Raw genomic sequence first — 13,742 nt, forward strand, 5'->3', positions numbered from 1 at the left:
TCAGCGCACCTCATACCGGCCGTTTCCCGTACCGACGATGGTCGCGCGCCCTGCGGCGGCGTACAGCGTGACCTCCACCGGAACATCAATGCTTTCGGTACCGAACACCACACGCTGGACGATGGCGCCGGAGCCTGGATAGTTGATCGCCACGCTCGTCACACCACCTTCCCAGCGGCGCGGCGCCAGAAGATCGTCGCGCAATGGGCGCCAGCCATCGCTCGTCCGGATATCGAAACGAAACCCCCCTTCCACGGGCTGCCAGGCCACTGGGCGCGCACGCACCTGAGCCTCGTCGCCCGCTGATTCGAACAACAGCGCCAGACGTTGCGCTTCTTCGTTGAGATCGGTACGAGGGTTACGGCTGAGCGTCAGCGACGCCAGCCCGAGCAACACGCCAGCGATCACAAGGACCACCAGCATTTCAAGCAACGTAAAGCCCGCCGCTCCGTGATGGAAACGGCGGGCTTTCCGCGGAGACAAACCGCGGCGGACAAGGGCTATTGCCACGAGCCCACGTCGGCGTCATTGCCTTCGCCGCCGGCCTTGCCATCGGCGCCATAGCTAAAAACGTCGACCTCGCCATGTACGCCGGGGTTCAGATACTGATAGGTATTGCCCCATGGATCGTTGGGCAAGCGCTCAAGATAGCCACCGTCTTTCCAGTTGTTGGGCACTGGGTCGGTGCCGGGTTTTTCGATCAGTGCACGCAGGCCCTGATCCTGGGTCGGATAGCGGCCGTTGTCGAGACGATACAGCTTGAGTGCCTGCATCATCGTGCCGATGTCCTGCTTGGCGGCAACGCGGCGCGCCTCATCGGGGCGGCTCATGATCTTCGGCACGATCAGCGCGGCCAAAATACCGAGAATCGCAATCACGACCATGATTTCGATCAGCGTGAACCCTCGTTGACGGCGGGTGCGCACTCCCGCGATTTCAGCACGGCGATTGGTCCACAATTGCATAGTTAGCTACCTCTTTTAAAAAATGGGGTCGGTCATGTAAGCCGGGCACCCGGCAAGTAAATCGGGCCGCAGTGTCCGGGCGGGTCATTCTAATGGCATCGCAAAACAGTCCGGCCGGGGCAAGACGACGCAGGCGGGGCTGCCGCAATTTCCACAATACTCCGTACAATGTCGCGCATGAATGCTCTTCAGATCCGACTCCTTTCGCTCACGCTGTTCGCGGTTTTCTGCGCCACGCTGACATACTGGGCCATCACACTCGCCTCGCATTCCAGCGCGCCACTGCCTGCTGCGGCCGCCCGTCCGGCTGTTTCGGTCGAACAGGCCGCCACGCTCTTTGGCGGTCAGCTTACGCGCAGCATCAACCAGGATGTGCGCCTGTTCGGCGTGCTGTCGCTGCGCGACGGCGCAGCGGCCATCATCAGCACTGGCGGCGAACCCTCGCGGGCGGTTGCGCTGGGCAGCACGATCATGCAAGGCGCCAGGCTCTCCGAAATCCGCCCTCGCTCGATCATCATCGACCGCAACGGCACACGCTCCGAAGTCTTCCTGCCCGCCAACGCACCCGGCCCGACAATCTACGTGCGTTAGTGCGTTAAGCAGTTAAAGCGGTACGGCCCTTACTGCATCGCCTCACCCATTACTGCGTGCATTACAGCGTAGCGGGCAGCGCTCACTGCACCACTCACTGCACCATATTGTTCAACTCGATGATCGGCAGCATCACCGCCAGCACGATCACCAGCACCACCCCTCCCATCGCCAGGATCAACAGCGGCTCAAGCAGGCTCGTCAGAAACATCGTGCGCCGCTCCAGTTCACGTGCCTCACCTTCGGCGGCACGATCGAGCATCGTGGTCACATCGCCCGTGGCTTCACCCGAACGGATCAGATGCACGAGCACTGGCGGAAACGTCTTCGTATTGCCTAACGCCCGCGACAACGATGTGCCTTCACGCACGCGCACAATGGCATCGTCGATATTGCTGCGCATTGCCCGGTTGCTCAGGGTTTCGCTCGCGGCCTGCAAGGCACGCAAAATCGGCACGCCAGCGGCCGTCAAAATGGCCAGCGTGCTAGCAAAACGCACCGTGTTATAACCCCGCACCAGCTTGCCCAGCAACGGTGCGCCTAGCAGCCAGCGATCGAACGCGAAGCGCGGACCCGATTGCGCCAGCAACGCACGGGCCACATAAACCACCAGCGCTAGCCCCAGCAGCATCGCCCACCACCAATGCCGCACGAAACCTGAGAGCGCCATCATCATGACCGTCAGAAACGGTAATTGTTGTTTCGTGCTGGCGAACACATTGACCACCTGCGGCACGACATAGCTCAGCAAAAACGTGACAATGCCAAACGCGATCAACGTAACGATCGCCGGATACGTAAACGCCAGCACGATTTTTTGCTTGAGCGCATTGCGCTGCTCGATGTAATCAGCAAGACGCGACAGCACCAGCCCCAGCTTGCCGGTGTGTTCGCCTGCCGCGACCAGCGCGCGGTAAATCCCGGGAAAATCTCGCGGATGCTGGGCCAGCGCGTTCGCAAACGAATGGCCACCCAACACTTCAGCGCGAATCGAGGCCATCAGCTCGCGGATGTAATCACGCTCGGATTGCTCGGTGAGAACCGCCAGCGTCTCGTCGAGCGGCAAGCCGGCAATCAGTAAACTGGCAATTTGCCGCGTCATGATGGCCTGCTCGCGCTGCGACAAACGCCGCCCCAGCGACAAGTGCTGACTGCGTTCGCCGCGCATGCGCGTGGCAGCGGGTTCGACGACGAGGGGCGTCAGGCCCTGGGTACGAAGCTGGGTCCGGGCGCTGCGAGCGCTGTCGGCATCGAGCACGCCTTTTTGCGCTTTGCCCGCCGCATCAATCGCTTCGTAACGGAATGCAGGCATCCGTTCAGACTCCCGTCACGCGAATGACTTCTTCTAGCGACGTCAGGCCTGATTCGAGCCAGCGTTCACCATCCTCACGCAGTGTGCGCATGCCTTGCTCGCGGCCTGCCGTGAGAATTTCGGAATCCGCCGCATTACGGTGAATCAGTGCGCGAATCGTGTCGTCCAGCAACAGCAGCTCATAGACCCCGCGCCGCCCGGCATAGCCAGAGTGGCCGCAACGCTCACAGCCGACCGGATGCCACTGAACCCGCTCCACGCCGTCTTCGCCGGATTCTGTACGCGCTTCCTTGCATACCGGACACAAGCGGCGCACCAGCCGCTGCGCCAGCACGCCAAGCAACGAGGACGCCAGCAGATAGGGCTCAACGCCCATGTCGGTGAGACGGGTCACGGCGGAAGCGGCATCGTTGGTATGCAGCGTGGCCAGCACCAGGTGGCCCGTGAGCGAAGCCTGCACCGCGATTTGCGCGGTTTCGAGATCGCGGATTTCACCAATCATGATGACGTCCGGGTCTTGCCGCAGAATCGAGCGCAACGCCCGCGCGAAAGTCATGCCGATGCGCTCGTTGACTTGTGTCTGGCCGATACCGGACAAGTCATATTCGATCGGGTCTTCGACCGTGATGATGTTGGTCGTCGCGGTTTCGAGCCGCGACATCGCCGCATACAAGGTCGTGGTTTTGCCCGAGCCCGTCGGGCCCGTAACGAGCACGATGCCGTGCGGGCGGCCAATCAGTTTGTCGAATTTGACCAGCGTGTCAGCCGCCATCCCCAGCGCTTCGAGGTTGAGCCGCGCCGCGTCTTTTTCGAGCAGCCGCAACACCGCGCGCTCACCATGGCCCGTAGGCAACGTCGAGACCCGCACATCCACCGGACGGCCGCCCACACGCAAAGTAATCCGGCCATCCTGGGGCAAACGTTTTTCGGCAATATCAAGTTGCGCCATGATCTTGATGCGCGAAATCAATGCCCCGTGCAAAGCCTTCTTGGGTCGCACCACGTCGCGCAACGTGCCATCCACGCGAAACCGTACAACCGAGGCATTTTCAAAAGGCTCGATGTGAATATCGGACGCCTGTTCGCGCGCCGCCTGGGTCAACAGCGCATTGATCATGCGGATAATCGGCGCGTCGTCTTCGGATTCGAGCAGATCTTCGACTTCGGGGATATCTTGCATCAGGCGCGACAGGTCCACCTCGCCTTCGACTTCGCCCACTACCTGCGCGGCACTGCCGTCCTGGCGCGCATACGCCTGATTGATCGCCTGGGCGAGATCGGCGGCAGGCACGCGTAGCACCGATAACACACCGAAGTTGCGCGCGACTTCGGCAAGCGCGGCATCGCTGGTGCGCTCGCTAATCCAGACTTCCAGGCCCTCCGCGCGCTGCTGCGCGACAAGAATCTGGCCGCTCTTGGCAAAACCATAAGGCACCAGCCGCGCGGCGAGCGGCGAGGGAGCCTCGCGCCCACCCTCTGCCAGGGATGCGGATACAGATGCGGACGCCCCGGATACGGCGCCCGCAGCAGAAGAGGGCGACGACGTACTCAAGGATGCTCTCCAGGCGCCGCCGTCGTGCCTTGCCCGTCATTGGGCAGCGCCGCCGGCGTCGGGGAGAGCTGCGGTGCCGGCTGGCGTGTCATCCGGTTGAGGTCGAACAGGTTTTCTGCGGGTACTGCGCCTTGGCTCGGGCCGGGCGGCATCGGCGGCAATTGCGGAATGTTCTTGTCACGAATCAGGCGGTTATCGGTCTGATAGTCGTTTTGCGCATCGCGCAGATAATCGTAGCGGCTGGTAGCGATGGCCGAACTTGTCGCCTGGTCGCGCACGATCACCGGCCGCAGGAACACCATCAGATTGGTTTTCGTGCGGTTCTTGTTTTCCGAGCGGAACAATTGGCCAAGCCAGGGAATATCGCCCAGTAGCGGGACTTTGGACGCGCCATTCGTGTACTGGTCCTGCATCAGGCCACCGAGCACGACGATTTCGCCATCGTCGGCCAGCACGGTGGACTGGATCGAGCGCTTGTTGATCGTGACGCCGCCCGGATTGGCTGCCGTATTGGGCAACACGGAGGAGTCTTCCTGATAAAGCTGGAGCTTCAGCACGCCGCCTTCGGTGATTTGTGGCTTGATGTGCAGCGTCACGCCGACGTCTTGCCGGTCAAATGTATTAAACGCGGTGACGGACGTCGCTGAATTAGCGGTAGGCGTCGCATAGGAACCCGTGACGACCGGCACATTCTGTCCAACGACGATTTTCGCTTCTTCGTTATCGAGCGTAATCAGGTTAGGTGTCGACAGGATGTTCGCATCGCTCGATTGCGACAGGGCCTGCAGCAAGCCGCCCAGCCCGAACACATTGCCAAACTTGTGCAACAGCCCGACATTCAGGCCGTTATTGAGCAGGTTGCCCGCTGCCGCGAGCCCCACGGCGGGATTTTGGGCGATGACGTTACCCGTGGCGGTGAGGTTGACGATGCTCTGGCTGCCATTCGCACCGAAATTCGAACCACCGAAGAGCGCGTTATTGCCGCCTTGAGAAAGCAGCGCGCCTTGCCACTGAATACCGAGGTTCGCGCTCGTTGTCGCGGAGAGCTCGACAATCAGCGCTTCGATATACACCTGCGGCCGGCGGGCATCGAGCTGGTCGATCACCGCGCGCAGGTTACGATAAACCGGATCCGACGCGGTGATGATGAGCGAGTTCGTGGCCGGATCCGCCTGAATCATGCCGCCTGGCTGATTGTCGTTATCGTTGTTGTCCTTGCTGCCAAGAAACCCCGCGTTGTCATTATTGCCGCCGCCCGCCATCGGATTGCTGGACGAGCCACTACCCAAACCACCCGATGGCAATGGCGGCATCCCTGGCGTACCTGTGGAATTGCCATTGCCATTGCCACTGCTGCCACTGCTGTTGTTCTGATTGAACGTATTGGCATTGCCAGAACCACTGCTATCGTTTCCGCTGCCTTTACCCAGCATGCCGCGCAACGTTTTGGCCAGACGCACGGCATCGGCATTGCGCAACGTCACGACGTGCATGTTGCCCAGCTTCGCGGTGGGTGCGTCAAGCTGCTTTGCCAGCATTTTGGCCGCGGCCAGCCGTCCGGCGCTCGAAGCACGCAATAACAGTGAGTTGGTGCGTGCGTCAGCGGTGACCGACACCTTGAGCGTTGCATCGGTGTTGCCAATCGCACCGGGATCGAGCATTTTGGACAGTTGCCCGGCCACGTCGATCGCATTGGCATTTTTCAGCGGTAAAACTTCGACTTGCTGCCCCGCCACCGTATCCACGCCCGCGATGATCCGCGCAATGCGCCGCACGTTATCGGCGTAATCGGTAACGACAATCGTGTTGTTCGCCGGATAGGCCGCTACGGTATTGTTCGGCGAGATCAGCGGGCGCAACACCGGCAAGAGGTTGTTGGCCGATTCGTTTTTCAGCTGGAAGATTTGCGTGACAACCTGATCGCCACTGGCAACAGGTTTATTGCCGACGGCGGTGGGCACCCCCTGAAGTTTTGCATCGGCTTCCGGAACGACTTTTAACAAACCGTAGTCTTGAACTAGCGCAAAGCCCTGCATGCGCAATGCAGACTGAAGAATTTTGAGTGCCTGTTCTTCGGGCACGGGGTGTTCGGAGACCAGGTTCAGCTGACCCTTCACCCGCGGATCGACAATGATCGTCTTACCCGTTGCAACGCCAATCGCCTTGGCAACCTGATCAATATCGGCGTTAACGAAATTCAGTGTCACCTGGGCGTAAGCCGCCTGCGCGGTGAGTAATCCGGCAACCAGCAGCGCCGTTGCAATGCGACGCAATGCCATACAGTTTGTTCTCATGGGTTGTGATGTTGATGCTAACGGCAAACGCTGCCGGTCAGTCCCGCGCAAGCATACGGACACGATACGATCTCCGGCCAGTCGCCTCGCCACTCCTCAACGCCTTCAGGGTTTTGTAAGCAGCAGACAAAAAGCATGCCATCCACTATCGAAAAAAACACTGAACAATACCAGCTTTTCTTCGTAAATCTGTCAAAAAAAACAACGCCTTTTATGAGATTTCCCACCGCACCGGGTCTTTCAGATGGAGCTTGATGGCCTTATTCATCAACGCCTTGACCCGTTTTAAAACCATTTCGGATTGCGCAATTTTGTGTCGTCTGGCCAGCTTGACGAGGCCCAAGCCACCGGTATGATACGAGGCGGTTCGCAGCGGTAATTGACAAGCAGCGGTAATACGGTTTTTCGCGCGAATTCTTATTGTTTATTTTTTTCTCAAGACAGGAATACCTCATCCATGAAGCGCGTTCTGCTTACTGTTGCCACCGGGTTCATCACGCTCATTACCGCTGGGTCAGTACGCGCCGACTGTTTCGATGAAGCCGCCAGTTATCAAAACGTCAATCCTTTGATCTTGCGCGCCATCGCCTGGCAAGAATCACGCAACCGCCCCAGCGCCCTGCACAAGAATGCCAATGGCTCAACGGACTACGGCGTGATGCAAATCAATTCGATCCATCTACCGAGGCTGTCTCAGTATGGGATATCGACAGGCACACTAATGGAGCCCTGCAAGAATGTCTACATCGCCGCATGGCATTTGCGCCAGAAAATGAATCGCTATGGCAATACCTGGGAAGCCGTTGGCGCCTACCATTCCGAAACACCTGCGCTGCGAGATAAATATGCAAAGCAGATCGCCGGTATTTTGCAAAAATGGAATTTCCTGGCCATCACGCGTTAAAGCAGGTTTAACCGATTTATCCCGCTGATTTTTTGGTATCGGCTGCGGCATTTTGGCGATAGTCATTTGATGCACAATATCGGCTTTCTACGGCTGCCTGTCTGAAAGCCTGAATACGCGGCTCTCGCCCCCTCCTTCCTCTTTGCGATTTTTCGACACAGCGATGAACCAGCCGCCACTGCCCGTCACCGTGCTTTCCGGTTTTCTGGGCGCGGGCAAAACCACGCTCCTGAACCACCTTCTGGCCAACCGCGCGAATCTGCGTCTCGCAGTCATCGTCCATGACCCGGCTGATCGAGCCCCCGGAGCAGCACTCGATGAAATGCCGGATGGCTGCCTTTGCTGCACGTCACGCAATAACCTGGCCGACGATATTCGACGTTTACTCGCACAACAGCGCTTCGATGCCATCCTGATCGAAGCCGCAAGCGTCGACGAACCCCTGGCAATAGCCGAAGTGCTCAGCGCGGACAATAACGATCCCCCCCTCGCTGATCTCATCCGGCTCGACACTATGGTGACGGTCGTTGACGCGTTGCGTTTTCTGGATGATTACGCCTGCGCCGACACACTGGCGGAACACGGCCTTGCCCTCACCGGGGAAGACGATCGCACGCTGGTTGAATTGCTCATCGAACAGATTGAGTTTTGCGACGTTCTGGTGATCAATAAAACGGATCAGGTAAGTGCTGAAGCGCTTGTGCAGTTGCAACATGTTCTCTCGCGGCTTAATCCACGTGCTGTGCAAATTACCAGTCAATTTGGGGCGGTACCGCCCGATCAGGTCATCAATACAGAGCGCTTCGATTACGACGCAACGGCCGATGGCCCAGCCTGGGTTGCCGTACAGAGTGGCCATGACGTTGCCATGGCAGACGAATTCAACGCCGATCATTTTGTTTACCGCGCTCGCCGGCCATTCCATCCGGAGCGGCTCTGGGCGTTATTACACGAGGAATGGACAGGCGTGCTGCGCAGCAAAGGGTTTTTCTGGCTGGCAACGCGTAATGACACAGCAGGTTCGCTGTCGCAAGCGGGTGGCGTATGCCGTCACGGCCCAGCGGGCATGTGGTGGGTGGTTCAGCCACGCAGCGAATGGCCGGACGACGACCCGGAACTCATGGCAGAAATCATGGCTGACTGGCATGGCGATCTGACCGATCACACGATTGGTGATCGCCGCCAGGCGCTAGTCATGACCGGTCTCGGTATTAATCGCGCGGCCTGGCAGGCCCGGCTCGATGCCTGTTTGCTCAGCGATGCCGAGTACGCCATGGGCTCCGACGCCTGGCAACAATGGACGGATCCCTTTCCAGCATGGGATTTCGCTTCCGAAGACGATCACGATCACAGCCACCCCCATCACGGCCACGGCCACGATCATCACCACGATCACTAGCTCGTCCTCCGTGCACAGGCAAAACACAGACAAAAAAAACCCGCCTTGTGGCGGGTGTCAGCAATCGGGCACCGAAATGCTTAACGCTTGTTGACTGCGTCCTTGAACGCCTTGCCAGCCGTAAATTTCACAGTCTTGGCAGCTGGAATCTTGATGGATTCGCCAGTCTTCGGGTTACGGCCAGTGCGCGCTGCGCGCTTGCCTGAACCAAAGCTACCGAAGCCAATCAACTGGACCGCGTCACCCTTCGACACTGTCTTCTTGATCACTTCAAGCAACGTGTCCAATGTTTCGCCGGTTTGAGCTTTGCTGGCGCCAGTCTGAGCTGCAACGGCGTCGATCAGTTCCTGTTTGTTCATAAGGTTCCTTTCTGGGTTTGAGTTGACACGGACAGCGCGAACGCGCCGATTATACGTGCGCAGACTACGCCGTCGAGCGCTAACGGTTCGGGACTCTCCCGGGCAACCGCGCTTAAACGCGTGGCGGAGCATACTGCAATATAACTGTGAGCGGCTCCGGCTTTACGGCGCTTGCTATGATAGCTCAGCGCAAACCTATACGAGATAAGGGTTTCGAAGAATTTTACGTTCCTGGCTGAAACTGTTTCTGAAAAACGCCATTTATCTCCTAAAACACCTCGAATATTCGCCTCAAGCCTTATATGGCCGGGGTTCACGTTGGTTTTTGCCAACGCTGGCGTGATCGAATTCGCATCAGGATACTTCCTCGCTGCCTATGGCTGGACCACAAACCGCTCCATTTTTAGACGGCAATGCCTTGCCCAAACGGTGGCAACACCGGCGCATCTTCACCATTGTCGAAAGCGATTTAGGCTCGAACCCCGATACCGTTTCGGGTGTAATGATGAATTTCCTTGCGACTTGGGCTGCCTGGCGGGCTGATCCTGCACGCTGCGAACGGTTGCATTTCGTTTCAACGCGCGCCCCGTTATCAGCACCAATAGATTCGCATCAGGTTTCGGATTCAGACACGGCGCTCGCCAATACCCATGCCCATGTCACCCTCGCCCGAACGTTAGCCGAGGCATGGCCAATGCCCGTTCCTGGCATGCATCGGCTCGAATTCGAAGGCGGTCGTGTCACGTTGACACTAATTTTCAGCGGCCGTGATAACAGCAACACCAACGCCGATTCATTGTCAGCACTGGTATTGCGAGCCGATGCGCTGTATCTGACCTTGCAAACCGCACCCACAGAATCGGCAAAGCAAGACCGGACAACATTCGCACTGTGCAAAACCCTGGGCCGCATCGCGGACGACAACGCTACTTTTGCAGCCCAGGTCAATGCCGCTCAGGCAACCGCGCTGCGTTCAGCGCTGGCACAAAGTGGTTTCGTCTGCGCTGATGCAAGTCCAGCCATGTCCGCCAATCAAACCACTCAAGCCCGGCTCATGCTAACCGGCCAGTTCATGCCACGCTGGCGTGTGCGGCGGCATGACCCGCTCACACCGCTCAATGTGTCCGAACGGCATGCCATCGTGATCGGTGCAGGGCTTGCAGGCTGCGCACTCATCGAACGGCTCGCCGCAAGAGGCTGGCGCATCACCTCGCTAGAGCGGCATGCTGAGGTCGCACAAGAGGCCTCGGGCAATCCAGCTGGTGTATTTCATCCGATGTTGTCGCGCGACGATAACGTCGCTGCCCGTCTTAGCCGGGCAGGATTTCTCTATGCGCGGCAACGCTGGGCAGCGCTCGTCTCATCGGGTCAGCCGTTAGTGCACGATGCGGGCGGCTTACTGCAGCTCGCCGAAAACACCGATGAAGCCAATGCCATAGCTGAAATGCTTAAGACTCTGGGCTATCCAGCGGCTTATGCCAGCGCTATGTCACGAAGCGAAGCACAATGCCTGGCAGGCTTGCCTGTCATGCAAGGAGGCTGTTTTTTTCGGCATGGAGGCTGGATTGATCCCACGTCCCTTTGTTCAGCGCAATATGCCACTGCCGGAACACAGCTTGAACGGCATTTAGGCGTTGATGTCAGCCGTATCGCCCCTGAGGGCGATCAATGGCAGGTGTTTGATGCTTCAGGAAACATCGTGGCTCGCGCGCCGGTGGTGATTGTCGCCAACGCACACGATGCAGCCCGGATCGCCGGACTACGTTATGCACCCACCCAAAGCGTGCGCGGACAATTAACGCTACTACCCGCTAGCATCGCACCAGATACCTTGCCACACCTGCGCATCCCGGTGATCGGCAACGGCTATGCGGTGCCCCTCGCTCATGGCGTCACATTGACCGGTGCGACCTACGATATCGATGATTTCGATTCGGCACTTCGGCCCGATAGCCAGCACGAAAATCTCACCCGCCTCTCACGGCTGCTGCCCAGCCTGACTTTACCGGCTTGCTTACCTGAAATCGGAGGGCGCGTCGCGTTTCGCTGCGTCACCAGCGACCGGCTGCCCCTATGCGGCAATCTCGCCGATGAAACCTTGGCGCTCGCACACGCGTCGCAACTGAACGGCGCGCATCTGGCGGATTTGCCGCGTGCCAGAGGTTTATATGGCGCATTTGCGTTTGGCTCGCGCGGCCTGATCTGGGCCGCGCTGGCCGCCGAGCTCATCGCAGCGCAAATCGAAGGTGAACCACTCCCGGTCGAGCGGGAACTCGCCGATGCCATTGATCCGGCACGTTTTCTTTTACGGGCGCTTCGTCAGGGAAAGGTCCCATAAAGTTACCCACAGCAGACTGGGGATAACCCGCAGAACAAATAGAAAAATTCGTGTGGACTCGATGTGGATGTAAACGGGATAACTTTCGTTTCCGTTCAGTCACGCCAAAGTTACCCCACGAAACCCGCGCTAACCGGCTCCTCCGCTCACTGGGTTATGGATCACACAACTTATTGATTTTAAATAAAAAATAAAGGTTATCCACAGAAATGAAGCGCCTTTGTTAACTATTACTACGTATACATATGGGTAAACAAGTAAACCTAAAAACCAGAGGTTGAACGAAGCCTTGTTTGCAAAAAAATGCTTGAAAATTACCGATGGCTTGCAAAAATGTGATCCCTCAAGTAGCAGGTTTCCCCCCAGTTGATTTCAAAAACGGCTTCTTTTTCCTGTTAGAAGCAAGATTCTTTCAATTTCTACCGATTTATCAGCAAATTTGAGTGTTTTTTGTCAATTATGAAAAAGCTATGGCAAAATAGCTTCATCTCTGATGCCATCCCACCGCCTGATGGGCAGTCGCATCAGTGCAAACCACGGTCACTTTCCCTGAATCGACTCCGGTCACCGGAAACATTTATTTCCGTGCTGGGCATGGCTAGCTTCATGTCCGATTTCACCGAGTCCAGTTTTCCGCCTGTCACCGGACACCGTTAAGCTGTTTCACTGACGCTATGAACGTGAAAGCAGCCGTCCAGGTGAATATGGCTCGCCTTCATCCGCCACTGGCTTTTTAGCCAGTTCGTGCCTTTTGCCATTGCCGCAAAGGAGAAGCGATCACGATGCAATCAGCGTTCTCATTTTTTCCTGCCTGGCCACTCACGCCTGATGTGATTTTCTGGGCAGGTCTCGCACTCCTTGCAGCAGGCTTATGTGGTGAGCTATGCCACCGCGCCTGGCGCTTGCCACGCATCACGGGCTATGCGGTTATCGGGCTGGTTGCCGGATCGGCAGGGTTGGGCGTGATCAATGCCGATTCCGCCTCTGCTGCACGGCTTCTTTTGGACGTCGCGCTGGGTTTGTTGCTGTTTGAACTGGGTAGCCGTCTGGATTTGCTCTGGATTCGCCGCAATCCATGGCTAATCCTGTCAAGTCTTGCCGAAGCTACGCTCACATTTGCGTTCGTCTTGCCGGTTTTGCTGTTTCTGCATGTGTCGCCCATGGTCGCGCTCGTGTTGTCGGCCATCGCCATGGCGACGTCACCTGCGATGGTGATTCAACTGCGCTCGGAGTTGCGTGCGGAAGGCCAGGTCACGCAACGCCTGATGACGCTAACTGCGTTGAACAGCATGTATGCCGTGGTCATCGAGAAGCTGGTTTCTGGCTGGTTGCATCAGGAGACCTACGGCAATGTGCTGGCGACCATCCTGCAGCCGGTTTATCTGCTGGCAGGGTCGCTGGTCGTGGCCTATGGTCTCGCGCGCGCCTGCAACCTGTTCTATCGCCGCATGAACATGCAAAACGAGCATTCGTTCGTTGCGTTGTTTGGGCTGGTTTTGCTGGCGATTGCGATTGCGCATTTATTCAAGCTCTCGACCATTCTGAGCCTGCTCGCGGCTGGCATCATCGTGAAGAATCTTGAACCGCGTCCACAGCTCTGGCCACAGCATTTCGGCACGGCGGGCTGGCTACTGACCGTGATTCTGTTTGTGTTGACACTGACGACGTTCGAATGGAAATACATCGCGCTGGGCGGTATCGCTGCGCTGGGATTAATTGCCGCGCGGCTACTGGCCAAGCTGGTGGGTGTGCTGATATTCGCCAAACCAAGTGGTTTGCACTGGAAACAGGGAGTGGCGCTTGGCTTATCGCTATCGCCGATGTCTGCTCTCGCTTATTTGCTGGTTGACGATACCTATACGCTTTATCCGGAATTTGATCCTACTTTGCGAGCTATTGCCATGTGCGCGATTGTCCTGCTGCAAATTTTTAGCCCATGGCTGGTTTATCGCAGCCTGGCATTAGTGGGTGAACGGCGTGAATAACAATTAACGCGATATTGACGCATGTCATCTGATTTGAGCCAAA

At 57.8% G+C, this 13,742-nt stretch carries 11 protein-coding genes; 5 read left to right on the forward strand and 6 right to left on the reverse strand.

Translation table 11 applies throughout. The features are described from left to right. A complete protein-coding gene (locus GH657_RS01120) occupies window positions 1-483 on the reverse strand; it encodes a GspH/FimT family pseudopilin (RefSeq protein WP_246173953.1) in 483 nt (160 codons plus the stop codon). Window positions 484-500: 17 nt separating this feature from the next. Further along, window positions 501-965, reverse strand: coding sequence for a type II secretion system major pseudopilin GspG (gene gspG, locus GH657_RS01125; protein ID WP_153098999.1), 465 nt, complete (start codon window positions 963-965; stop codon window positions 501-503). 177 nt (window positions 966-1,142) lie between these two features. Here gspG and GH657_RS01130 point away from each other — a divergent pair, with 177 nt between their 5' ends. Next, complete coding sequence (locus tag GH657_RS01130) at window positions 1,143-1,556, forward strand: type II secretion system protein N (protein ID WP_153099000.1); 414 nt, start codon at window positions 1,143-1,145, stop codon at window positions 1,554-1,556. 94 nt (window positions 1,557-1,650) lie between these two features. On the opposite strand, the gene gspF is transcribed toward GH657_RS01130, so the two are convergent. From gspF to gspD, 3 genes are read right to left on the reverse strand one after another with little or no spacing between them, the layout of a single operon-like run. After that, entirely contained in the window at window positions 1,651-2,868 is a 1,218-nt protein-coding gene (gspF, locus tag GH657_RS01135; RefSeq protein ID WP_153099001.1) for a type II secretion system inner membrane protein GspF, read from the reverse strand. Between the two features lie 4 nt (window positions 2,869-2,872). After that, window positions 2,873-4,420 carry a type II secretion system ATPase GspE gene (gene gspE / locus GH657_RS01140; RefSeq protein ID WP_153099002.1) on the reverse strand — a complete coding sequence of 516 codons (1,548 nt, stop codon included), beginning with the start codon at window positions 4,418-4,420 and terminating at the stop codon, window positions 2,873-2,875. Further along, entirely contained in the window at window positions 4,417-6,699 is a 2,283-nt protein-coding gene (gene gspD / locus GH657_RS01145; protein ID WP_153099003.1) for a type II secretion system secretin GspD, read from the reverse strand. Before gspD ends, gspE begins: the two co-directional genes overlap by 4 nt. A 472-nt stretch (window positions 6,700-7,171) precedes the next feature. Between gspD and GH657_RS01150 the strand changes: the two genes are divergently transcribed. Together GH657_RS01150 and GH657_RS01155 are read left to right on the forward strand one after the other, a co-directional pair. Continuing rightward, complete coding sequence (locus GH657_RS01150; protein WP_153099004.1) at window positions 7,172-7,618, forward strand: lytic transglycosylase domain-containing protein; 447 nt, start codon at window positions 7,172-7,174, stop codon at window positions 7,616-7,618. Between the two features lie 163 nt (window positions 7,619-7,781). Beyond that, complete coding sequence (locus GH657_RS01155) at window positions 7,782-9,017, forward strand: GTP-binding protein (RefSeq protein WP_153099005.1); 1,236 nt, start codon at window positions 7,782-7,784, stop codon at window positions 9,015-9,017. Between the two features lie 80 nt (window positions 9,018-9,097). On the opposite strand, the gene GH657_RS01160 is transcribed toward GH657_RS01155, so the two are convergent. Next, window positions 9,098-9,376 (reverse strand): HU family DNA-binding protein, encoded by a 279-nt coding sequence (locus GH657_RS01160; protein WP_153099006.1) that lies wholly within the window; start codon window positions 9,374-9,376, stop codon window positions 9,098-9,100. Window positions 9,377-9,752: 376 nt separating this feature from the next. Here GH657_RS01160 and mnmC point away from each other — a divergent pair, with 376 nt between their 5' ends. Then, window positions 9,753-11,714 (forward strand): bifunctional tRNA (5-methylaminomethyl-2-thiouridine)(34)-methyltransferase MnmC2/FAD-dependent 5-carboxymethylaminomethyl-2-thiouridine(34) oxidoreductase MnmC1, encoded by a 1,962-nt coding sequence (gene mnmC / locus GH657_RS01165; protein WP_153099007.1) that lies wholly within the window; start codon window positions 9,753-9,755, stop codon window positions 11,712-11,714. Between the two features lie 782 nt (window positions 11,715-12,496). Continuing rightward, window positions 12,497-13,699: a cation:proton antiporter gene (locus GH657_RS01170; RefSeq protein ID WP_153099008.1), complete on the forward strand. Its 1,203-nt coding sequence runs from the start codon at window positions 12,497-12,499 to the stop codon at window positions 13,697-13,699. Window positions 13,700-13,742: the final 43 nt, after the last annotated feature.

The organism is Paraburkholderia hayleyella (assembly GCF_009455685.1).
In the GTDB taxonomy this organism is placed as follows: domain Bacteria; phylum Pseudomonadota; class Gammaproteobacteria; order Burkholderiales; family Burkholderiaceae; genus Paraburkholderia; species Paraburkholderia hayleyella.

Bases quoted from the DNA above. Each gene is read 5' to 3' on its own strand.
- gspG (WP_153098999.1), bottom strand. From the start codon at position 965: ATGCAATTGTGGACCAATCGCCGTGCTGAAATCGCGGGAGTGCGCACC.
- GH657_RS01130 (WP_153099000.1), top strand. From the start codon at position 1,143: ATGAATGCTCTTCAGATCCGACTCCTTTCGCTCACGCTGTTCGCGGTT.
- gspF (WP_153099001.1), bottom strand. From the start codon at position 2,868: ATGCCTGCATTCCGTTACGAAGCGATTGATGCGGCGGGCAAAGCGCAA.
- gspD (WP_153099003.1), bottom strand. From the start codon at position 6,699: ATGGCATTGCGTCGCATTGCAACGGCGCTGCTGGTTGCCGGATTACTC.
- GH657_RS01150 (WP_153099004.1), top strand. From the start codon at position 7,172: ATGAAGCGCGTTCTGCTTACTGTTGCCACCGGGTTCATCACGCTCATT.
- GH657_RS01155 (WP_153099005.1), top strand. From the start codon at position 7,782: ATGAACCAGCCGCCACTGCCCGTCACCGTGCTTTCCGGTTTTCTGGGC.
- GH657_RS01160 (WP_153099006.1), bottom strand. From the start codon at position 9,376: ATGAACAAACAGGAACTGATCGACGCCGTTGCAGCTCAGACTGGCGCC.
- mnmC (WP_153099007.1), top strand. From the start codon at position 9,753: ATGGCTGGACCACAAACCGCTCCATTTTTAGACGGCAATGCCTTGCCC.
- GH657_RS01170 (WP_153099008.1), top strand. From the start codon at position 12,497: ATGCAATCAGCGTTCTCATTTTTTCCTGCCTGGCCACTCACGCCTGAT.